The 21,876-nt window shown below is 43.5% G+C and carries 19 protein-coding genes and 1 pseudogene; 14 read left to right on the top strand and 6 right to left on the bottom strand.

What is annotated here, in order from left to right; all coding sequences use genetic code 11:
- Nucleotides 1-8 precede the first annotated feature (8 nt).
- The 4 genes from tmk (at nt 9) to NF865_RS06345 (ending at nt 4,866) form a co-directional block, all read left to right on the top strand.
- On the top strand, nt 9-638 hold the full coding sequence (gene tmk, locus NF865_RS06360; protein ID WP_253303930.1) for a dTMP kinase: 630 nt from the start codon (nt 9-11) through the stop codon (nt 636-638).
- A 304-nt stretch (nt 639-942) separates the two neighbouring features.
- Nucleotides 943-2,310 (top strand): acetate--CoA ligase alpha subunit, encoded by a 1,368-nt coding sequence (gene acs, locus NF865_RS06355; RefSeq protein WP_253305595.1) that lies wholly within the window; start codon nt 943-945, stop codon nt 2,308-2,310.
- A 10-nt stretch (nt 2,311-2,320) separates the two neighbouring features.
- Complete coding sequence (iorA, locus tag NF865_RS06350) at nt 2,321-4,261, top strand: indolepyruvate ferredoxin oxidoreductase subunit alpha (RefSeq protein ID WP_253303929.1); 1,941 nt, start codon at nt 2,321-2,323, stop codon at nt 4,259-4,261.
- Nucleotides 4,258-4,866 carry an indolepyruvate oxidoreductase subunit beta gene (locus NF865_RS06345; RefSeq protein WP_253303928.1) on the top strand — a complete coding sequence of 203 codons (609 nt, stop codon included), beginning with the start codon at nt 4,258-4,260 and terminating at the stop codon, nt 4,864-4,866. Before iorA ends, NF865_RS06345 begins: the two co-directional genes overlap by 4 nt.
- A gap of 49 nt (nt 4,867-4,915) precedes the next feature.
- Here the strand turns inward: NF865_RS06345 and NF865_RS06340 are convergent, their stop codons facing one another.
- Nucleotides 4,916-6,154, bottom strand: a complete 1,239-nt coding sequence (locus tag NF865_RS06340) for an ABC transporter permease (RefSeq protein WP_253303927.1) — start codon at nt 6,152-6,154, stop codon at nt 4,916-4,918.
- The gene (locus tag NF865_RS06335; protein ID WP_253303926.1) at nt 6,144-7,040 is read right to left on the bottom strand and encodes an ABC transporter ATP-binding protein; all 897 of its coding nucleotides are present in this window, start codon (nt 7,038-7,040) and stop codon (nt 6,144-6,146) included. Before NF865_RS06335 ends, NF865_RS06340 begins: the two co-directional genes overlap by 11 nt.
- 302 nt (nt 7,041-7,342) lie before the next feature.
- Between NF865_RS06335 and NF865_RS06330 the strand changes: the two genes are divergently transcribed.
- The 5 genes from NF865_RS06330 (at nt 7,343) to NF865_RS06310 (ending at nt 13,297) form a co-directional block, all read left to right on the top strand.
- The gene (locus tag NF865_RS06330; RefSeq protein ID WP_253305594.1) at nt 7,343-8,998 is read left to right on the top strand and encodes a DUF2357 domain-containing protein; all 1,656 of its coding nucleotides are present in this window, start codon (nt 7,343-7,345) and stop codon (nt 8,996-8,998) included.
- The gene (locus NF865_RS06325; RefSeq protein ID WP_253303925.1) at nt 8,988-11,855 is read left to right on the top strand and encodes an McrB family protein; all 2,868 of its coding nucleotides are present in this window, start codon (nt 8,988-8,990) and stop codon (nt 11,853-11,855) included. The genes NF865_RS06330 and NF865_RS06325 overlap by 11 nt, the downstream gene beginning before the upstream one ends.
- A 145-nt stretch (nt 11,856-12,000) precedes the next feature.
- Complete coding sequence (locus tag NF865_RS06320; protein WP_253303924.1) at nt 12,001-12,288, top strand: gamma-glutamylcyclotransferase; 288 nt, start codon at nt 12,001-12,003, stop codon at nt 12,286-12,288.
- A 248-nt stretch (nt 12,289-12,536) separates the two neighbouring features.
- Nucleotides 12,537-12,860 (top strand): ribbon-helix-helix domain-containing protein, encoded by a 324-nt coding sequence (locus tag NF865_RS06315; RefSeq protein ID WP_253305593.1) that lies wholly within the window; start codon nt 12,537-12,539, stop codon nt 12,858-12,860.
- On the top strand, nt 12,857-13,297 hold the full coding sequence (locus NF865_RS06310; RefSeq protein WP_253303923.1) for a putative toxin-antitoxin system toxin component, PIN family: 441 nt from the start codon (nt 12,857-12,859) through the stop codon (nt 13,295-13,297). Before NF865_RS06315 ends, NF865_RS06310 begins: the two co-directional genes overlap by 4 nt.
- Nucleotides 13,298-13,565: 268 nt before the next feature.
- Here NF865_RS06310 and NF865_RS06305 read toward each other — a convergent pair whose 3' ends face one another.
- The gene (locus tag NF865_RS06305) at nt 13,566-14,132 is read right to left on the bottom strand and encodes a TATA-box-binding protein (protein ID WP_253303922.1); all 567 of its coding nucleotides are present in this window, start codon (nt 14,130-14,132) and stop codon (nt 13,566-13,568) included.
- 161 nt (nt 14,133-14,293) lie between these two features.
- On the opposite strand from NF865_RS06305, the gene NF865_RS06300 reads away from it, so the two are divergent.
- From NF865_RS06300 to NF865_RS06290, 3 genes are all read left to right on the top strand, one after another.
- Nucleotides 14,294-15,292: a M42 family metallopeptidase gene (locus NF865_RS06300; protein WP_253305592.1), complete on the top strand. Its 999-nt coding sequence runs from the start codon at nt 14,294-14,296 to the stop codon at nt 15,290-15,292.
- Between the two features lie 13 nt (nt 15,293-15,305).
- A complete protein-coding gene (locus tag NF865_RS06295) occupies nt 15,306-16,070 on the top strand; it encodes a sulfite exporter TauE/SafE family protein (RefSeq protein WP_253303921.1) in 765 nt (254 codons plus the stop codon).
- Between the two features lie 64 nt (nt 16,071-16,134).
- Nucleotides 16,135-16,869, top strand: a complete 735-nt coding sequence (locus NF865_RS06290; RefSeq protein ID WP_253303920.1) for a sulfite exporter TauE/SafE family protein — start codon at nt 16,135-16,137, stop codon at nt 16,867-16,869.
- Between the two features lie 86 nt (nt 16,870-16,955).
- Here NF865_RS06290 and metG read toward each other — a convergent pair whose 3' ends face one another.
- The gene (metG, locus tag NF865_RS06285) at nt 16,956-19,157 is read right to left on the bottom strand and encodes a methionine--tRNA ligase (RefSeq protein ID WP_253303919.1); all 2,202 of its coding nucleotides are present in this window, start codon (nt 19,155-19,157) and stop codon (nt 16,956-16,958) included.
- 305 nt (nt 19,158-19,462) lie between these two features.
- Here metG and NF865_RS06280 point away from each other — a divergent pair, with 305 nt between their 5' ends.
- Nucleotides 19,463-19,810, top strand: coding sequence for a 6-pyruvoyl trahydropterin synthase family protein (locus NF865_RS06280; RefSeq protein ID WP_253303918.1), 348 nt, complete (start codon nt 19,463-19,465; stop codon nt 19,808-19,810).
- 60 nt (nt 19,811-19,870) lie between these two features.
- A complete protein-coding gene (locus NF865_RS06275) occupies nt 19,871-21,043 on the top strand; it encodes a nicotinate phosphoribosyltransferase (RefSeq protein WP_253303917.1) in 1,173 nt (390 codons plus the stop codon).
- Between the two features lie 97 nt (nt 21,044-21,140).
- Here the strand turns inward: NF865_RS06275 and NF865_RS06270 are convergent, their stop codons facing one another.
- On the bottom strand, nt 21,141-21,320 hold the full coding sequence (locus NF865_RS06270; RefSeq protein WP_253303916.1) for a ferredoxin: 180 nt from the start codon (nt 21,318-21,320) through the stop codon (nt 21,141-21,143).
- Between the two features lie 214 nt (nt 21,321-21,534).
- Nucleotides 21,535-21,840: pseudogene (locus tag NF865_RS06265) on the bottom strand (metal-sulfur cluster assembly factor); the annotation flags it as partial.
- Nucleotides 21,841-21,876: the final 36 nt, after the last annotated feature.

The following is a 21,876-nucleotide window of genomic DNA, read 5'->3' as shown; positions in this document are numbered from 1 at the left end:
GTGTATCAATGGGAATGTTTATTGTCTTAGAAGGCATTGATGGAGCGGGAAAATCAACTCAAGCTAGAATGCTCGCGAAATGGTTTGAAAATAAGGGGTATGATGTTGTTCTCACTAAAGAACCAACAGACACAGCTTTTGGGAAGTTAATAAGAAGACTTGTACTAACGGGAGGAAAAGAAGGAATAATAGATGGTGCACGAATAAGCAGAGAAGCCGAAGCTCTACTCTTTGCCGCAGATAGAGCCGAGCACGTTAAGAAGCTCATAGAACCTTCGTTAAAAGCTGGAAAGGTCGTAATTTCGGACAGGTATTTTTACTCATCCCTAGCTTATCAATGGGCAAGGGGTCTTGATCTGGAGTGGCTTATTAACCTAAATGCCTTCGCCCCAAGAGCAGACCTTGTGATACTTCTCGACCTGCCCGTTAAAGAGAGCATAAAGCGCATAAACGGTAGGAGTATCAAGTCAGAGTTTGATAAAATCGTGGAGCTTCAGAAAAAGGTTAGGGAGAACTACTTAAAGCTTGCCGAGAGGTTTGAAGAAATAAGAATTATAAACGCCCTAGCTCCCATTGAGGACATCCACAAGGATATCGTAGCTTTAGTTGAACACGAGCTCTTTGAGAAAAGGAAATAAGGTCAGACAGTGCCGATCTCATCACCCTATCAGACCGGTAAACGCACATCATCCCAAACCTTTTAACTCCTTTTCTTTAAAAATCATTAGCCGATGACGAGCGTTAGCCACTCTGATAGGGTGATGACAAGAGGGTTAGCTGAGGTTTTACCATTATACATATCCTTATAGTGATAATTCATTCGTGTCGTTTTATGCTCATCAAGGCTTAATTTGTGCTTTTCTATGACCAAAATTGCCTAACTGCACTTTCTCGGAAAGCTTATATAGACTTTTACCGATATGCAACTCGGTGATTGTAAAAATGCTCGATTATTTCTTCACTCCAAGAAGTGTTGCGGTCTTGGGAGCGTCCAACGACCCCTTGAAGCTCGGCTACGAAGTCTTCAAGAACCTCAAAGAATACGGAGGAAAGGTATATCCAGTAAACATAAAAGACGAAGTTGTTCAGGGAGTTAAAGCGTACAAGAGCGTCAAGGACATCCCAGACGAAGTGGATTTAGCCGTTATAGTTGTTCCCAAGAAGTTCGTCAAGCAGTCACTTATCGAATGTGGAGAAAAAGGAGTAAAGGGAGTCGTAATAATAACAGCAGGCTTTGGCGAAACTGGCGAAGAAGGAAAGAAGGAAGAAAGAGAGCTCGTTGAAATAGCCCACAAGTACGGAATGAGAATCATAGGACCAAACTGTGTAGGCATAATGGACACCCACAGCAACCTCAACGCGACGTTTATAATGAAAGCCAAGAAAGGCAGCGTTGCCTTCGTATCACAAAGCGGTGCCCTTGGAGCGGGAATAGTTTACAAGACCATCAAAGAAGACATAGGCTTTTCAAAGTTCATAAGCGTCGGAAACATGAGCGATGTGGACTTTGCAGATTTAATGGAGTATCTAGCTGATGATGAAAACAGCAAAGCCATAGCCCTGTACATAGAGGGCATAAAAGACGGAAGAAGATTCATGGAAGTTGCAAAGAAGGCCAGCAAGAAAAAGCCAATAATAGCCCTAAAGGCTGGAAAGAGCGAAAGCGGTGCAAGAGCAGCTTCATCTCACACTGGTTCTCTGGCCGGAAGCTACGCGATTTATGAAGCCGCATTTAAACAGAGCGGAATTTTGGTAGCAGAGACCATAGATGAAATGCTGAGCATGGCAAGGGCTTTTACCCAACCACTACCAAAAGGAAAGAGAGTAGCAATAATGACCAATGCAGGCGGCCCTGGAGTTCTAACGGCAGATGAACTAGACAAGAGAGGATTAAAGCTAGCAAATCTAAAAGAAGAAACCATGGAAAAACTTCGCTCCTTCTTGCCTCCAATGGCCGCAGTTAAAAACCCAGTCGACATGATAGCAAGTGCAAGAGGAGAAGAATACTACAAGACGGCAAAGCTCCTTTTAGAGGATGAAAACGTTGATATGCTCATAGCTATTTGTGTTGTGCCAACATTTGCGGGAATGAGTCCTACAGAGCACGCGGAAGGAGTAATTAGAGCTGTGAAAGAAGTAAACAACGGAAAACCCGTTTTAGCACTCTTTATGGCAGGATATGTTAGCGAGAAAGCTAAGGAACTCCTCGAAAAGGAAGGCATTCCAACCTATGAAAGACCCGAAGACGTTGGCACAGCCGCCTACGCATTAGTGGAATTTGCCAAAGCAAATGGTGTCATTAAAGAATGAGGTGGTGTTGATGGCTAAAGTTAGTGATATCGTTTTATGGGACAAACCTGGAGAAAAGGTTTTGCTTTTAGGAAACCAGGCAATAGCTAGAGGAGCCTTGGAAGCGAACATAGCGGTTTACGCCGCTTATCCCGGAACCCCAAGCTCTGAGCTTACCGACACAATGGCGGTTGTTGCAAAGAAGGCTGGCGTTTACATGGAGTACTCCACCAACGAAAAGGTCGCTTTTGAGACAGCCTTAGCTGCAGCTTGGAGTGGTCTCAGGGCAATGACCGCAATGAAGCACGTTGGACTTAACGTTGCCGCTGATACATTCTTAAGCGCCGTCGGAATGGGTGTAGAGGGCGGATTCGTCATAATGGTAGCTGATGACCCAAGCATGTGGTCTTCACAGAACGAGCAGGACACAAGGGTTTATGCAAAGTTCGCAAACGTTCCAGTGCTGGAGCCAACCGACCCACATGAGGCAAAGGAAATGACCAAATACGCCTTCGAGCTCAGCGAGAAGTTCAAGCACTTCGTGATACTGAGAACCACAACGAGAACTTCACACGCTCGCGGTGACGTCGTTCTTGGAGAACTGCCAGAGGAAATAAAACAAGGAAAGAGAAAGTTTGGAAAATTCAAGAAAGACCCGAGCAGGTTCGTTGATGTTCCCGCAAACGCGAGAAAATTCCACCCCATAGTCCTCGAGAAGATTGAGAAGATAAGGGAAGAACTTAACAACTGCCCGTTCAACTGGATCGAAGGTAAAGAAGATGCTAAGGTTGGTATCATTGCTCCAGGATTAAGCTACGCCTATGTAAAGGAGGCCCTTGCCTGGCTCGGAATTGAGGACGTAAAGATCCTCAAACTCGGAACACCGTTCCCAGTTCCATACGGATTGCTGGAGAAGTTCTTCAAAGGGCTTGAGAAGGTACTCATCGTGGAGGAACTTGAGCCAGTTGTTGAAGAGCAGGTAAAAACTTGGGCCTACGACAAAGGAATCACGATCCCAATCCATGGAAAAGACCTTGTGCCCAGAGTTTACGAGATGACAACAAGAAGAGCCGTAACCGCGATAGCAAAGTTCCTTGGAGTTAGTACGCCCATAAACTTCGAAGAGCTTGATACAAAGTACGAAAAAGTTAAGGCTCTCCTACCCCCAAGACCCCCATCACTCTGTCCAGCCTGCCCGCACAGAAACAGCTTCTACGCAATAAAGAAAGCCACAAAAGGAAAAGCAATCTACCCAAGCGACATAGGCTGTTACACCCTTGGACTACTTCCACCGCTTCAAACAGTTGATACCACCGTAGCAATGGGAGCTTCGATTGGAATAGCCCATGGATTGAGCATAGCTCACAATGGAAGCCTAAGTGAAGAACAACAAAACCCAGAAAAGCAGGTAATAGTTGCCACAATCGGTGATTCGACGTTCTACCACACAGGACTTCCAGCCTTGGCCAATGCAATCTACAACCGCTCCAACATCCTGGTAGTCGTTCTCGACAACCTCGTGACGGCAATGACCGGCGACCAACCAAATCCAAGCACCGGAGAGACACCACACGGCATGGGTAAGAGGATACCCATTGAGGAGGTTGCAAAGGCCATGGGCGCCGACTTTGTTGCAGTCGTTGACCCATATGACATCAAGACAACTTACGAGACCATAAAGAAGGCCCTTGAGGTTGAAGGAGTCAGCGTCGTCGTCGCAAGGCAACCATGTGCACTCTACAGAATAGGACAGATGAGAAGAAAAGGCGAGAAGTGGCCAATATACCAAGTAAACGAAGAGAAGTGTACCGGATGTAGAGTGTGCATCAACACCTACGGCTGTCCAGCGATTTACTGGGACGAAGAGAAGAAGCAGGCAAGGGTTGAGCCCACAATGTGCTGGGGATGTGGAGGATGTGCGCAAGTTTGTCCATTTGGAGCTTTTGAACAAGTAAAGGAGGGAGAGCAATGAAGGAGTATAACATAGTCATTACCGGAGTAGGCGGACAGGGAGTTTTGACAGCAGCAAACATACTTGGCTGGGCCGCCTTAAGGGCGGGATACAAGGTAAGGCTTGGTGAAGTACACGGAATGAGCCAGAGATTTGGAAGTGTTATAAGTTATGTGCGCTTTGGTGAGAACGTTTACGGCTCAATGGTGCCAGAAGGAAAAGGCGATGTCATTCTTGCCTTTGAACCCGTAGAAGCTTTGAGATACATCAACTACCTCAAAGAGGGCGGAATGGTCGTAGTAAACACAAAGCCCATTGTTCCAGTCCAAGTTTCAATGGGTAAAGCCAGCTACCCCAAGATAGAGGACATCAAAAGAATTGTCGAGGAGGACTTCAAGGCCAAGTGGATAGGCTTTAACGCCGAGAAACTTGCTCTCGAAGCGGGTCACGTCGTTACAACAAACACAGTTCTTATTGGAGCATTAACCCAGGTTCCAGAGTTCCCACTTGATGCAGAGCACGTTAGAGAAGTCATAAAGCTCAGCGTTCCACCTAAAGCCGTAGACATAAACATGAAGGCCTTTGACCTTGGAATAAAGGCTGCAAAAGAGATTCTGGGGCTTTAGGCTCTTTCTTTATATTTTGTATTTCATTTGTGCTCCCAAAACAATCAAACTAGACTTCTAATCTCTTGACTGCCCAGTTATAAAGCACTACTGCGATTATTAGGGTAGCAAGTGTTGCTAAACCTAGCCACAGGATATCAGGTGCTATCTCACTTGCAGGCCTGTGATAAATCTCCAAGAGGCGGAAATCCTTTAAAGCCCTGCCAAGAGGGAAGTAATTTGCTATAGGCCTCGCCCATTTTGGAAGGGCACTTTCTGGAACAACTATGCCAGCCAAAAAGAGTAATGGCATTGATATAAAATTCACCACCGCTGTTGTAGATCTTATGCTCCTAGTCCCCATTGCGATCGCTAAGCCAAGGCTCATAGAAAAAAGCGAAGCTATGAATATTATGAGCCAGCCAAGAGCACTTGGCACTATGGTTTCGCCAAACACGAATTTAGCATAGGCCAGCCCCACGATTATGCTGATCATTATAACCAAAAACGTGGAGAGCATTTTACCCATCAGGAAATCCCATGCGGTGGCAGGTGAAGCAACTATTCTTCTGAGCGTGCCCTTCTCAATTTCTTCCAACGTGCCGGCTCCTATGGTAAGCATCGTGGCAAAGAGGAATTGAATCCCTATAAAACTCGTTACATAGAACTGTATCGGCGTTGCTGTTTTGCCTTCCACCTCTTTCTCCTCTACCACAATAGGCTCAGCACCCGCGAGCATGTACTCCCTGATCATCTCTGTGGTGAGATTATACTCTGCAATGACCCATTTTGGAAGGTAGGACTCCATATATTCGAGCTGCATCTCAAGGTTTCTGCGCCTCATTTCCTTTTCCATCTCTCCAAAAAAGCCCTTAACAACGCCGCTCACTATTTGGTAGTCCTGAGGATCACTCTTATCAAAGTATAGGTAAACTCTCGCCTGCTTACCGCTCGTGAGGTTTGTCCCAAACCCTTTAGGAAAAACTACAACGGCATCTATCTTTCCGTTTTTGAGGGCTTCAAGGGCACTGCTCTCGTCTTTAAACTCAAGTACGTTAAAGAGGTTTGTCTCCTCAAGTGTTACGTTTCTCATTATCTCAACTATATCATAGGCTGTAAATGGAGCACTTTCGTTTGTGTAAACAACTCCAACGTCCACAGTAATCGGTGGGCTCTCACCGCCCCACATTGTTCCAAATAGGGTAATCCACATGAGTGGAAATATGAATATCCAAAAGAGAGCCATCTTTTCCCCACGGAGCTCTTTTAAATCCTTTAGAATTATACCCTTAATGACCCTAAACTTCATCCAAAGCCCTCCCTGTTAGTTTTAAAAAGACATCTTCCAGAGTCGGCTCCTCTACCTTAATGGCCTTTATCTCGCTTCCGGCAGATATTAAAAGCTCAACAATCTTCGGTAAAGCTTCCTTTGAATTCCTTACATGAATCCTGAGAGTCCCGCTTTTCTCAATAAGCCTTGGGAATACCTCTCTAATCCCTTCGACTCCTTTTAGAATACCCTCTACCTGAATAACGCTTTCCTCTCCTATTAGGGCTTTCAGTTCATCCGCTGTACCAACAGCCACGACTCTTCCTTCGTTCATTATCGCTATCCTGTCAGCTAGTGCCTCGGCCTCTTCCATGTAATGTGTGGCGAGGAGTATTGTTTTGCCCTCGGCCTTAAAGCCTTTTATGAGCTCCCAGAGCTGTCTTCTTGACGGAACATCCAGACCCGTTGAAGGCTCATCCAAAATCAGGATTTTGGGCTCATATAAAAGTGAGATAGCTAAGTTTAAGCGCCGCTTAAATCCTCCACTCAACTCTTTAGCCTTCTTTTTGGCTGGCAGATCAAAGCGTTCAATGAGTTGTTTGATCCTTTCTTTAGGTGCATCGTAGAGATCCGCGTAAAAGCCAAGGTTTTCCTCAACGGTCAGCAGATCATAAGAAATACTTTCCTGAGGAACATAACCTATTAAACGTGCTGTTTTCTTACTCAGCTTTTTCCCAAATACCTCAATCTCCCCACCATCAAACTTCAGGCCCTCCGCAAGAATCCTTATGAGTGTTGTTTTGCCAGCGCCATTGGGTCCAAGAAGGGCAAATATTTCACCTTCTTCAATTTCTAGGTTTATCCCTTTCAATGCTAAAAAACTCCCGTAACTTTTCGTTAGATTTTTGATCTTAATGGCCAGCATAAATGCACCTAGTGTTCTAAATACTTGGTAGGTATTTAAAGATTGTCTTTTGTCTTTATAAAAAATAGAAAATACCTATTATTGACGTTTTGACCCATGTCCCTTGATATTCTGCAAAAGTCCAAGAGAGACTCTACGGGTATGAAATAAACAAAGATAGTATTGCAATTCCTAATTGGTGAAGAACACGGAAAACGTTGGAGGAAGTTGGAAAAGAAATATGGGGGCTTTGATGCCTTTCTTTTCCGAAATGCTTATTAACTCTGGGGCTTAGTAACTTTTGGTGCAGTTCATTGGTTATTATGTGCATTGAGAAGAAAAATGAAGAAAGAAATCTAAACCTTCCATTTCAGCTGGGAAGTGTTGAGGGTAGCTGTTGGGCTTTTCTACGAGAAAGTGGCGAGATAGTACTCTTCGAGTGGAAGACCTACGAGATAGATGCCAATGGAGCTAAAGTCATTATTCCCGGACTGGAGGACATTCAAAGAAGTAGCATTAACAAGAACACTTTTACCTTCACCTTCAAAAACTACATCGGAAAGTCAAGGCTGATTATTGAAGATTCGCATGGAAAAAGGCGCGAATTTCCCCTTATTGTGCTTTCCGAGAAGTTTGGAAAAATTGCCCCCGAATATTGGAAAGTTATAGACCTCAGCAAAATAGAAGATACCAAAGAGAGGGAAAAAGCTGTAGAAAAACTAATTGAAAGATTCAATATCCTATGTCAAACCTTAACGGACGACATAACCCGTACCTCCTCCCAACTTAATTTCTCAATAAAATCCCCCACTGCATTTACTGTCGAAGAAAGCGATGAACCCATGAATGAATTCTTCGCCTACCACTACTTACGCTCCAACAAAGAGCGCATTATAGAGGCTTTCGAAACTGTGCTAAGAAAAATCAAACGTAAGCTGGTGGTTGAAGAAGAATGGCTAAGGCCAGACGAAGTGGATGAGATAACCCCTGAGACATTGGTTTCCATCGTCCAGAATCCTGAGTATTTAGCCCCAGCCGGCGAAGGTGTTTTAATGGCAAAACGCCTCAATGGTTATGCCCCCACTAAAGTTCTCAGCTTCCAAAAATACGAGAGCTTTGACACTCCAGAAAACCGCTTTGCCAAATACTTCCTTAATCTGCTGATTGAGTGGGGCGAGCGCGTGCTTGAAGCTTTTAGGAATTTTAAGGCTGATATTGAGCCTATTAAAGGTCTTCTCGAAGAGCTTGAATTCATAGGAAGCGACCCCATTTGGAGTGAAATTGGTGAGATGGAGATGTTTCCATACACTTCCCAGACACTTCTTAAGGGTGACGGCTATCGCGATCTGCTTGAACTCTACAGGGAGTTCACAGTTTATGTTCCATTCTTCGGAGAGCTCCAGAAAGCTATTGAGAATAAGGACATTGCTACGCTATACGAGTATTGGTGCTTCTTCAAGCTTGTGGAGGAACTTGGAGAGATATGGGAGCAGAAGGACTTAAAGATAATAATTGAGCCAACGGGGGAACTCCACAAGAGCGACGGGAGAGAGAAAGTTTACGCCGAGTTTGGCAACGGTTGGAAGCTATACTACAATCAAAAAAAGCGTGGTTATTCGGTTTCATTGAGGCCAGATTTTTCTCTTTTTAAAAATGAGGAGCTTGTTGGGGTTTTTGATGCGAAGTTCAAGCTTGATGTAGTTGATGCTAATAAGTTCGCGGAAGAGGATAGGAAAATGGAAAAAGAACCCAGCCTTCAAACATGGGCAAAGCTTGAGGACATCTACAAGATGCACACTTACAAAGATGCTCTAAATGCTAGGTTTGCCGTAGTGCTTTACCCCGGCCAGAGGAGCGTGTTTTTTGATGTTAAGAGGGGGAAGGTTGAAGAATTGAATTTGGAGAGCATTTTGATTGGGAATCGTAGTGGTGTTGGATATCTAAGTTTTGTACCGGAGGTGAGATATCATGAAAACTGAAAAACCCCTGAAGGAAATCCTTCTAGAATTGAAAAAGAAATATTCGCATGAATGGGAACAATATGAGTCAGAGACTTTTAAGGTATTTAGGGCAATAACTAGACTTTTGTTAGAAGAAACTCCTAAAACTAATGAAATTGTTAATTTACTTGAACAACTGCCTCCAGCGATTCGAAAGATGCTCTATTACGTCCACGGGCCAGGTTACTACAGCAACTCTATGAAAATCAACATATTGAACACAGTGCTGACTGATAGGAACTTCAGGGAGTTCCTCACAACTGCAGCAACAGTGAATAAGTTGGATGATAGTACAGTAAAAACTTTAGAAGCAAAGATAGGAGCCATAAAAATACCTGAAGCTGAAGTAGGGCTTTCGATAATAAGCACTTGGGCTTCGATAGTAAATCCCAACATATTCATGCCAATACATGGAAATGTTCAAAGTAGAGAATTCCGTGAAATAATAAGAAGGACAACAGGCATTCAACTTGTTTATGGAGGGGGCTGGAGAAAACACATATCTGATTATCTAGAATTTTTGAAAAAAATAAACCAAATCAAACCAGAGATTGATATTAAAACAGCCTTTGAGGCTGCTTTTTATATGAGCAAATTTTCTAGAGACCAGGAAATTACAGGAAATCAAAAAACTACACAAAATAAAGGCTATTATTTGGAGATTACAAAACCTCCCGGAAAGCTCTATGAAGAAAACCACGTAGGCAGGTTTCTTTGGTCTCCAGCTGATCAAAAATATTGGAATGGTCGTGAAGGAAAAATGGGACTACTAAAACCAGGAGATATTATACTGCACGACGTCAATGGAGAACTAGTGGGATATTCCAAAGTGAAAGAAGAAGTTAAAGAAGTTTCCAAAGAAGAAATAATCAAGATATTCACTGAAGAGGGCATCTGGACTGAAAAGTATTCAAAATTTGCTGAGGACTGGTTTAAAAAGTCCTTGACTGGAAAATTCTACTTAGTTAGGCTCGAAGACTTTAAAGAATTAGATAAAACGCACCGGTACACTGAAGTCAAAGGTCTTCCGCACCCTGCAAGGCTTCAAGGAGTTTACTTAACCGAGATTAGCCCTAGAGTTCTGGAGGAGCTCGGTATTTCATTAGAACATGGTGGAAAAGCGCATGACCAAAATCAGCACATACCATTATCAAAGTATTTAAAATCAGAAGGCTACCTGTACCCAGAACACCTCATTGCCCAGTTCTACACCGCTCTAAAAACTAAGGGCTTCGTGATCCTCTCCGGCCTCACTGGAACAGGAAAGACAAAAATAGTGCAGAAATTTGTTGAAATACTAGAAATGCCGCAGTTGATGTCAGCATCAGGCAAAAACACAAAAGCTGAGAGAGAAATTAAAGCGTTACAAGATATAATCAAAAGACATAAGTTTGCAGTTTATGGCTGGAAACCTGCAGGAAAGGCAAAGGATATCAAGCCCCCGTTTATTTTTTGGCTCTATGATAGCGATCCAAACGATAAGTTCTACCAAAAAGTCCCCTACGGTATTATCGTTAGTGATGTCTGGACAGATAAAGAAAACTTACCGAAAGAATGGAAATCGGCGACTAAGTGGGTTGAAACAGTGTATAGCGATGAAACCGTTGAAAAGTATATAAACGAACACGAGATTTTCTTCAAAGTTTGGAAGGTTATCGAGTGTGGTTCTGAGATTTCAAAATTCAGAGATATTGCCAAAAATCGAGAATTAAGCCCTCGAGATGCCTCAAGGATGCAAAACGGCTATGCACTAGTAAAAGCTCCAGAAGACTGCACACCCGAAATTAGCAACCATATCTTCCTCTCCGTCCGCCCGGACTGGAGGGATTCCAAACCACTGCTAGGCTATTACAATCCACTAACTGGAGAATACCACAAGACTTCCCTCTTGGAGTTCATATTGAGGGCCAAAGAAGACTATGAGCAAAACAGAGAAAATGCAATGCCCTACTTCATCATCCTTGACGAGATGAACCTCGCCCACGTTGAGTACTACTTCGCCGACTTCCTCAGCGTCCTTGAGAGCGGAAGAGATGAAAGTGGCTTCACAAAGGAGAGCATAAAACTCCACGACAATGATGCCGTTGAGACATTCCAAGGCATACCCAAAGAGCTTAAGCTTCCGCCAAACCTCTACATAATCGGAACTGTGAACATTGATGAGACCACATACTCATTCAGCCCGAAGGTTCTCGATAGAGCTTTTACGATAGAATTCCACGATGTTGACTTAGAAAACTATCCCCCAGAGGAAACTAAGTTATCTGAAGGGGAACGTGAGGAGCTAAGAAGAAAAGTCCTGGACGACCTGAGGAGAAATGGAAAGTTCCTTGCAGTTTACAAGAGAGAAAAGGATAGCCAAGAGAAAGGGGATATAGAAAAAGCCCTCGAAAGGCTCAAAAATGCCGAAAACGGAAAGTACTGGGAAATCCTCAACCAACTCAACAAAGCTCTTGAACCCTATGACCTGCACTTCGGCTATCGTGTTGTTGACGAGATTGCTTTGTTTTTCAAGAACGCCAAAGAAAGCTGGGATAAGGGGATAGTTGAATTCGAAAGCGATGATGAAATTTTTGACCTAGCACTGCTCATGAAAGTCCTTCCCAAGTTCCACGGGAACAGAAAGAAGCTTGAAGAGCCCCTAAAGGTGGTTTTGGAGCTTTGCCTTTCAGAGAATGCAGGAATCAACGTCCAAGAACTTGGAAGAAAGGAGGTCATTGAAATTCTCAAAAACTGGGAAACCGAAAAGGATAAGTTCCTCTTCAAGCACACTGCCAAGAAAGTTCTACGCATGCTCCGCCAGCTGTATGAGATAGGCTTTGCGAGCTTCAGCTGATTTTTAATTTTTTTGTCCTAATTGAGTCTGGTGCTCTAAAAAGGTCAAGAACGAAGATAAATGACTAGCAGCCCCCAAGTGAAGAAAGTCAAAATGGAGAAAGCTGGAAAGTTTAAGGAGAGAAGGTAAATGACGATTGTGAGGGATGGTGATGAAGATTGCAGTTTACAGCACTCTTAGGAAGGGTAAACCGCTGCATGGTTATTTAAGAGATGGCAAATTCCTCGGTGAGGAGTGGATCGAGGGTTACGACCTTTACGTTGACGTTCTCCCCTATGCAGTCAAAGGCAAAAGAAGGCTAAAGGTTGAAGTATATGAAGTTAGCAGGGAAACTTTTGAGGAAATTAATCATATGGAGGTAAACGCCGGCTACAAGCCGGTCGAAGTGGATACAAGGTTCGACAGGACAATCCTGTGGAAGTGGGGCGCATGAACCGAGTGAAGAAAGGGGAAGGGAGGGGATTTTTGATGGTGTCGAGTTTGAAGAGTGGTAAATGCGCTTCGCCCAAAACCTGAAGGTGTCCTCTAGTATCTGTACTTGAAGAACCAACTACGGAGAACTAACTACGCTGAGTGAGATCCATACATTATCAACACTATGTCGCGGCCTTTTTCAATCAAATGCCATGTCCTTCGCAAGGTTTAAATACAATTGTAATACAATAGTATTTGGTGAGATTTATGGCTCAGGTTGTTGAGCATCCAGTCTCGGTGAGACTTCCAAAATACCTAATCAAGAAAATAGATGAACTCATAAAAGAAGGAGAGTTCAAAAGCAGGTCAGACTTCATCAAATATGCTGTAACATTGACTCTTGGACAGATAATGATGGAAAAGGCAAGAGAAAAAGCAAAAACAATCACGCCAGAAGAGGCCAGAGCAAGGTCGAAGCAGGCTCTTCAAAAGCTCCTTAGCGGAGAGATCGAAGATGAATGGCCAGAAGTCAAGGACATTCTAGAGGAAATCGACAAAAGGTGGAAGGAGCTCAAGGGTGCAAAGAAATGAAGCTTGTTATGGACACCAATGTTGTCCTAGCTGCCATGATAAAACCAAAAGGGCTAGCAGCCCTGCTCGTAGACCTTCTCGACAAAAAAGTCTTTATCAATTATACCAGTCAGGAAGCCTTAGAGGAGCTTCAAATTAAGATTGCACTTCTCGAAGAGGAAGAAAAGCTGGGCGAAAATTGGCTGCAAGTGCTTGCGAATTTTCTTTATGGGACAGAGGTAATTGAGCCAAAAGAACACTTTAACCTCTGTCGTGATGAGGACGACAACAAATGGCTCGACATTGCATATGAAGCAAAAGCCCATATAATTCTAACATGGGATGAGGACTTACTGAATTTAAGGGATAAGGAGAAAACCTTACAACTTAAGGATCATCGAGCTAAGATACTCAAACCAATAGAATTCCTGAAAGAAGAATTGAGAAAGATGTGTTAGCTTCTAGTCAACTAATCCAGCCCTCCAATCCTTCCATAATCGCCCAATTGACTCAAGGGCGTTTTTAAAGTGTGGGCTGGTGTAATAAAAGCCCTCCTTCTTGTAAATCATGCCCAATTTGCGGAGAATCTTTAGGACAATAGAGTATTGACTTTCGTATATGTTGAAGAGGTTGGAATCCTCTTCGGCTAGACCCAACTCGAAAGCTTTCGTGGCAAATTCTGCCTTCTAAAGCTTTGTAAAGCTCTCCAGAAAAGTTAAAGAAGAACTAAGCATCTTCCTCGATGAGGCCGTATTTCTCGAGCTCGTGGAGGAGCTTTTTAACGGCTTCCCACGCATCCTGTTCGCTCTTTGCTCCACTGCACACAATTTTTCCAGAGCTGAAAAGGAGTATAACTGCCCTTGGCTCTTTAACACGATAAATAACACCGGGGAACTGTTCTGGCTCATACTCACAGTTGGGCAACACAAGAGCGACGGCATCGAGGTTAAACTCCATCTTAAGATCGCCGCTAAAGACCATATTTTGGATATCTATCTCGGGCTCCCTTGTGAACTTAGTCCCAATCTTTGACAGCATTTCAACAAGCTTCGAAACCGCTGCTTTGATATCTTCAACACTTTTTGCCCCAGTAACCACAAGTTTACCGGAGCTGAACACAAGAAGAGCTACCTTTGGCTCATCAAAGCGGCATATTATCCCTGGAAATTCCTCTGGATTGTACTTAGAATGGGGACATATCTCTATGACCTTCTCAAGATCCAATGAAGCAAAAAGATCCACCGAGGCCACAATATTCTCTATCTTAAGCTCAACATTACTCAAGTCAACCAAGTTTTGCACCTCCTTAAGCTGGGTTTAAAAACCCTTTATAAATAATTCTCCCGGGGTTTTTAAAGTTTAGCCGACAAAAATTGAAAGCCCGTTAAGATGCAAATCTTAACGCTATCAAAAAACCTTAAGTAGTTTGCTTCCATCTATTTTCGGTGGAAACGATGATTGTTGAAGAGCTTAAAGAGATAACTCAACTCCCCGGTATTTCGGGTTATGAGGATAAGGTAAGGGAAAAGATTATCGAGTGGATAAAAGATTACGCCGGCTACAGAGTTGATACAATTGGAAACCTAATTGTGGAACTTGGAGAGGGTGAGGAGAAAGCAATTTTCATGGCACATATGGACGAAATTGGGCTTTTAATAACGGGGATAACAGAAAACGGAAAATTAAAGTTTAGAAAAGTAGGAGGAATAGACGACAGGCTTCTTTTGGGAAGGCACGTAAAGGTAATAACCGAAAAGGGAGAACTGGATGGAGTCATAGGAGTTACTCCCGTGCACCTCAATCTTGAAAGGAAATTCGACACAGTGCCGTGGCACAGCCTTGAAATAGACATCGGGGCGGAGTCGAAGGAAGAAGCTGAAGAAATGGGTGTAAAAGTTTTGGACTTTGCTGTATTTAAAAAGCATTTTAGCGTCTTAAACAACAAATACATTGCAACACGCTCTTTAGACGACAGGTTCGGCGTTGTAGCTCTTGTAGAGGCCATAAAGAACCTCGTTGACCACGACTTGGAAGGAAAGTACATTTTTGCCTTCACAGTTCAGGAGGAAATAGGGCTTAAAGGATCCAAGTTCCTTGCAAACACATATTCACCGAAATACGCTATAGCCGTGGATTCGTTTGCATGCTGCTCCTTCCTTACGGGGGATGTGAGGCTTGGAAAGGGCGCCGTGATAAGAGCTGTGGATAATTCCGCAATATACACTCCCGCATTAGCGAAAAAAACTCTTGAGATAGCGAAAAAGAACAAGATTCCAATCCAAGTTGGAGTTACTGGCGGAGGAACCGATGCATCTGTTTTTGAGAACAAGAGCCAGACCTTAGCTCTAAGCGTTCCCATAAAATACCTCCACAGCGAAACGGAAATGCTCCATATAGATGACCTCAAAGCATTAATAAAACTAATCGAAGCCCTTGTGTTTGAGCTTGAATAATGGAGGTGATCCTTTGCTTAAATACGTTGGGTACTTTGCCGTTGGGGTTTTCATAGGAATCTTAGCTGCTCTCTTTGGCCTGGGAGGAGGATTTTTGATAGTGCCTACGTTGAATCTCTTAGGGGTCGAGATACATCACGCGGTTGGAACCTCAAGTGCTGCGGTTGTATTCACTTCACTGAGCTCTGCCATAGCCTACCACAGACAAAGGAGGATACACTACAAGGCAGGTCTGCTTTTGGCAAGCACTGCCATTATAGGAGCTTACATAGGTGCATGGATGACAAGTTACATAAGTGCAAGCCAACTAAAAGTAATCTTCGGTGTAGTTTTGTTCCTAGTTGCTATAAGGCTCTACCGCAAGAAGAGCAAAGAACCGCATGAAGTTGATCTAAGCCAAATAAAGCTGAACTACAAGATAGTACCTCTAGGAGGGTTTATAGCGGGGATAGCAAGTGGCTTGCTCGGCATAGGCGGTGGGGCAATAAACGTACCGTTTCTGACTTATATGGGGTTACCAATCCACTACGCCGTGGCAACTTCGAGCTTTGCAATAGTGTTCACAGCTACGAGCGGGGCCTTAAAACACTACATGCTCGGCAACGTTGAAGTTGAGTGGCTGGCCCTACTCGTGCCAGGCCTGATAGTCGGTGCCCAGCTGGGAGCAAGGATAGCAAAAAGGACTAAAGCCAGTAATCTAACAAAAGCTTTCGCGGTTGTGATGGCATTCTTAGCAATCAGGATGATCCTCAAGGGGCTTGGATATCCTGTTCCCTGAGTTTTTATTTTTTATCTCTGAGTTTATCCGGAAAAAATTTAAAGTGATTTTGTGAACTCTTTCCATGATTAGTTATCTCTTTGATTTCGCTCTTGGAGTTGCAATAGGGACAATAGCTGGCCTTTTTGGGGTAGGTGGCGGATTCCTGATAGTGCCAACGCTTACATTTATAGGATTGCCTATTCATACCGCAATAGGCACGAGCCTTGCCTGCATAGTGATTAGCTCTTTTGCTTCCGCTTATACACACATCAAGAGAGGAAAAGTTCTTTTTAAAGTCGTGGCAATTAAAGAGGCGTTTTCAATACCAGCCGCGTTAATTGGGGCGCACGTAGCAACGTTTCTAAATGAGGCCTTTTTAAGAGGTATTTTCACAATTCTTTTGTTTTATCTGGCATATAAGATGACTACAAGCCCTTCAAAGTCACATCACGAAGAAAATATCAAAATAAACTACAAAAACGTCCCCATAGTGGGTGTGATTTCAGGCTTTCTGTCCGGTCTGCTTGGGATAAGCGGAGGAATCCTAAACGTTCCCCTTTTCCACGTCCTAGTTAATATACCCGTTAGATATTCCATCGGGACATCCAGCGTAGCGCTCTTTTTCACTGCCCTCGCTGGAACTTATGGACATTTTAAAGCTGAAAATGTAAACATAGAAACGGCACTTCTTTTAGCTCCGGGACTTATAATAGGAGCATATTTGGGGGCAAGAAGCGCTCACACTCTGCATTCAGAGAAGTTAAAACGCGGATTTGCTTTTATGCTCGTTTTAATCGGAATTAAAATGTTGATTTAGCCCTTAAGAGCTTAGAGATGTTCAACCCCCCGAAAAACAACCAACTTAGAATAATCAATAAGGAGAAAAATTTAAGGAAGGGAACCTCAGCGAACCTTTGCCCCTAATTTTACTTCTCTCTCTGGTGTTAGCAGAGCAACAGTTTCTCCATCATCTGCCGCCAAGAGCATTCCCTGGCTTTCAACGCCGCGAAGCTTCTTTGGCTCTAGGTTTGTAATAACAGCAACGTACTTGTTGAGGAGCTCTTCTTTTTTGTAGTATGCCTTCAAACCTGCCACAAGCTGCCTAACCTCGTCTCCAAGGTCAACTTTAACAACATAAAGCCTGTCGGCATTTGGGTGGTCCTCAACGCTTATTATTTTTCCAATTCTTATATCAAGTTTGGCAAATTCATCAAATTTCACGTAGCTCATTTTCACATCCTCCTTTCTTTTTTCCGGTTTCTTTACTTTTTCTTCCTTTATTTTTACTTTTTCTCCATAAATCTTCCTCAATATTACCTCCGCTTCCTCCCCAAGCCTCTCTTTGGCCACCTTAACAACATCTTCCACCTTGTAATACTTGGCAAGCAGGATTCTGGCACTTTCGGGGTTGCCTTTGGCTATGTACTTCACTATGTAGGCTATGATATCCTCATCGCTAACCTTCCTAAAGAGGATCTCCGCCTTTCTAACTTTGTGTCCTGTCTTAAGGGGCTCAAACTTCCATTTCTTGACTTCTTCAAGGTTCAAGAGGTGCCATATCTTTTCGCTCGCATCTGGGAGGAATGGCTCAAGGAGAATTCCCAAAGCCTTGACGATTTGGAGGGATATGTTCACTGTTGTTCCAGTCCTAACTTTGTCGGTTTTAGCAGTTTTCCAGGGCTTCTGGTAATCGAAATACTGATTGCCAAATATTGCGAGTGCCATTACCCTCTTGAGAGCCTCTTTGAACTGGTATTTTGATATTAACTCGCCAACTTCTGCAAAAGCTTTCTCTATCTCCTCGAATGCTCTCTTATCGAGCTCGTCGAGTTCCCCTATCTCTGGGACTTTTCCATCGAAATACCTGTTAACAAAGGTCAGCGCCCTGTGCACGAAGTTTCCAAGGTTGTTTACAAGCTCCTCGTTTATCTTCTTCTTGAAGTCTTCAAAACTGAAGTCGCTGTCCCTCGTCTCGGGCATTATGGCAGTTAGATAGTACCTCAAGTAGTCCGCTGGAAATGCATCGAGGAACTCATGTACCCATATAGCCCAGTTTCTGCTCGTTGAAAACTTTCTACCCTCCAAGTTTAGGTATTCGTTTGCCGGAATATCATAGGGCAGAAGCCACTCAAACTCCCCTTTCTCGTCTTTGTACTTGCCATAAGCCATCAAGAATGCTGGCCAGAATATGGCATGGAACGGAACGTTGTCCTTTCCGATAAAGTGAATAATCCTAGTCTCGCCATCATAGCCCTTAAGCCAGTATTTTTTCCACTCCTCCTCTTTTCCAAGCCTCTTAAAGTACTCAATGGTTATCGAGATGTAGCCTATCGGAGCCTCAAACCAGACGTAGAGGACTTTTCCTTTGACATCCTCATCCTCAAGGGGCACTGGAATTCCCCAGTTGAGGTCTCTCGTTATTGCCCTCTCCTCAAGTCCCTCCTCAATCCAGCCCAAGACGGTGTTTCTGACATTTGGCTTCCAGTGTTTCTGACTTAGAACCCATTCCTTAAGCTTCTCTTGGAAGTCCTGCATTTTTATGTAGTAATGGGCTGAATCTTTGAATGTTATTGGATTTCCACAGATGTTACACCTTGGATTAATAAGCTTCTCTGGAGTAAGGGGATGACCACAGACTTCACATTGGTCTCCTCTTTGATCTTCAGCACCACAATAAGGACAGGTACCGATAACGTATCTATCCGGTAAGAACATCTTGTCATGCTCACAATAAGCCTGCTTTTCCACCTTTTTAACAAGATGCCCGTTCTCAAGAGCCTTTAAGAAGAACTCTTGGCTTAATCTGTAGTGAACGGGAAGTTCTGTTCTTCCAAAATAGTCGAAGCTTATTTTTGCCCTTTCGAAGGTCGTTTTGATGTGCTCATGGTAGTAGTCCACTATCTCCCTTGGGCTTCTACCTTCCTTTAAAGCTCTGAAAGTTATTGGGGTTCCGTGTTCATCAGTTCCACATATGAAAATAACGTCTTCTCCTTTTAGCCTCAGATAGCGTACGAATATGTCTGCTGGCAGGTAAGCTCCAGCCAGATGTCCCGCATGGATGGGTCCGTTAGCATAAGGCAACGCAGAGGTTACAGTGAATCTCATCTTTACCACCTCCAAGAACTAACCTGCTGCCCTTTATAAGTTCTCGCCAATTTTAAATATTACGGTGAGTTATTTTCGCTACACAAGAATATGTCTTCTATTGCATAATCACTTGCCGATACTATCTCGGATGCTCTAATCGCAAAAAGACTTCTCTTTAATCTCTAAAAACTTGCAAAAGTCCCATATCAACGTAAATTACTAGACACTATCCAAAACCCTCTGAGCTGGAACTTCAACCCCACAACCCATACCATCACCAAAGTGTTTTAACTATCAAACCCCGAAATGCTTTTGGTGAGAGTATGAAAGCTAGGATTAGGGAAAAGTTCACTTTCGATGCCGCCCATGCGGTAAAGATAAACGGGGAACTTGAAGAGATTCACGGACACACTTTCAGAGGCGAAATTTTCATTGAAGGAGAAGTAAAGGAAGGATACATAATGGATTTTTTGGAACTTAGGAAGATATTAGACAATGCTATTGCTCCGTTAAGACATAAAAATCTAAACAAAATCTTCGAGAACCCTACAACAGAGAACATTGCCCTATGGATTGCGGAACAAGTTAAGAAAGGCTTGCCCCAAGGGATTAGGCTGCATAAAATTGTTCTGTGGGAAGGAGATGATAACGGTGTTGAATTTGAGTTCTAACACTCTACCAAAAAGCTAAAATTTGATGGAAATAATGTAGTAAGATAAGAGGTGAAGAAAATGAGAGATTTTTACATAGCCCATGAGGATGAGATAAAAGCCGGAAAGACCACTGATGTTTATTTCATCAGAACCAAAAAGATACTTGAGGAAAAAGGAATCCACAAGAAAGTCTTTGCCGATATCTCCACAACTTCCCTTCCAAAAGGCTGGAAATGGGGAGTTTTAGCGGGAGTTGAAGAAGTCGCAAAGCTCTTAGAAGGACATCCAGTAAACGTTTACTCTATGCCCGAGGGGACAATATTCCACCCATATGAGCCCGTAATGCAGATTGAAGGCTACTACAAAGAATTCGGAATCTTTGAAACTGCACTTCTCGGAATGCTGAGTCAAGCAAGCGGAATAGCAACAGCCGCACTTAGAGTCAAAATAGCGGCAAAGTTCAAGCCAGTTTACTCCTTTGGTATAAGGCACATGCACCCCGCAATAGCTCCTATGATTGACCGCTCAGCATTCATAGGGGGCTGCGATGGAGTTAGCGGCGTTTTAGGAGCCGAGATGATCGGAGAAAAGCCAGTTGGGACAATGCCTCACGCGTTAATCCTAACGATTGGTGATCAGGTAAAGGCATGGAAATACTTCGACGAGGTTATGCCAGAAGATGTGCCAAGGGTAGCGCTCGTTGATACCCTTTGCGATGAGAAGTTAGAGGCTTTAATGGCGGCTGAAGCGTTAGGAGAAAGGCTGGCCGCGGTAAGACTTGACACACCGAGTTCAAGAAGAGGGAACTTTAGACGCATAGTAGAGGAAGTAAGATGGGAACTGGATTTGAGAGGCTACGAGCACGTTAAGATATTTTTAAGCGGTGGACTGGACGAAGAAAGCCTTCAAGAACTTGCAGACGTAGCGGATGCCTTTGGTGTTGGAGGAAGCATAGCAAGTGCAAAACCAATAGACTTCTCCCTTGACATAGTTGAAGTCGAAGGAAAGCCGCTAACAAAGAGAGGAAAGCTTAGCGGAAGAAAACAGGTGTACAGGTGTGAAAACGGACACTACCACAGAGTTCCAGCAGAGAAAAAGCTCGAAAAATGCCCAGTCTGTGGGGCAAAAGTTGAACCACTCCTTAGACCGCTCATCGAAAATGGAGAAATAGTCGCGGAACTTCCAAAAGCCAGAGAGATCAGGGAATACGTGCTTGAACAGGCGAAAAAGTTTGGGCTGACATTAGATTAACTTCTTATTTTTTCTTTTAGCTTTAGCTTTTTCTAATAACTTTTCTTCCCAAGAAGACACAGAAAAGCCAAGAAGAGTAATAAAAAGGGAAAAGAATTCACTCAACTGTGATTGCTCCGACTGGGCAGCTCTCTGCTGCCTCTTTTGCGCACTCGAGGTCGGTCTCAGGTGCGATTACCTTAGCTTTTCCATCGTCGCCTATCTCAAAAACGTCTGGGCAGACGCTTGCACATACTCCACATCCAATGCATGCGTCCTTATCAACACTAACCTTCATTTCCAGCACCTCCAAAGGGTTTCAAAGATAGAGGGAAGCCTAGGTTTAAAAACCTTTTCCAAACTAAAGGTTACCCCACATTAGGGAGAAAAAGAAAACAGGGAAGAAAACGAGAGAGAAAATGAGCGGAGAAATCAACTTTAACTTCCATGCAACCCGCAGAAGAGCCTCAATGAGATATACTTTAAAAAGGACATAAAATCGGAAAAAGTCCTCAAATTATTCCCAGCTTTTTCTTGACCTCTTCGCTTATTCTATCAGGAGTCCAAGGAGGATCAAATGTGAGCTCTATTTCCGCATCTTTAACTCCTGGGATTTCCAGAATCTTTTGCTCTACAGCTTGAAGAAGCCACATAGTGAGAGGACAGCCCGGAGTCGTCATGGTCATCTTAACGTAAACCGTGTTGTCGGGATTTACTTTGAGCTCATATATAAGCCCCAGGTTAACAACGTCTATTCCAATTTCCGGGTCAATTACCTCCTTGAGCTTTTCGAGAACCATTTCCTTTGTGATCTTGGGGTTTTCACTCACTTTTCCTCACCTGAAAAAAGCTTT

It is taken from the genome of Thermococcus aggregans, from assembly GCF_024022995.1.
GTDB lineage: Archaea > Methanobacteriota_B > Thermococci > Thermococcales > Thermococcaceae > Thermococcus_A > Thermococcus_A aggregans.
Note: the sequence above shows the minus strand (reverse complement) of the source record. Positions and strands in the feature narration are given on the sequence as shown.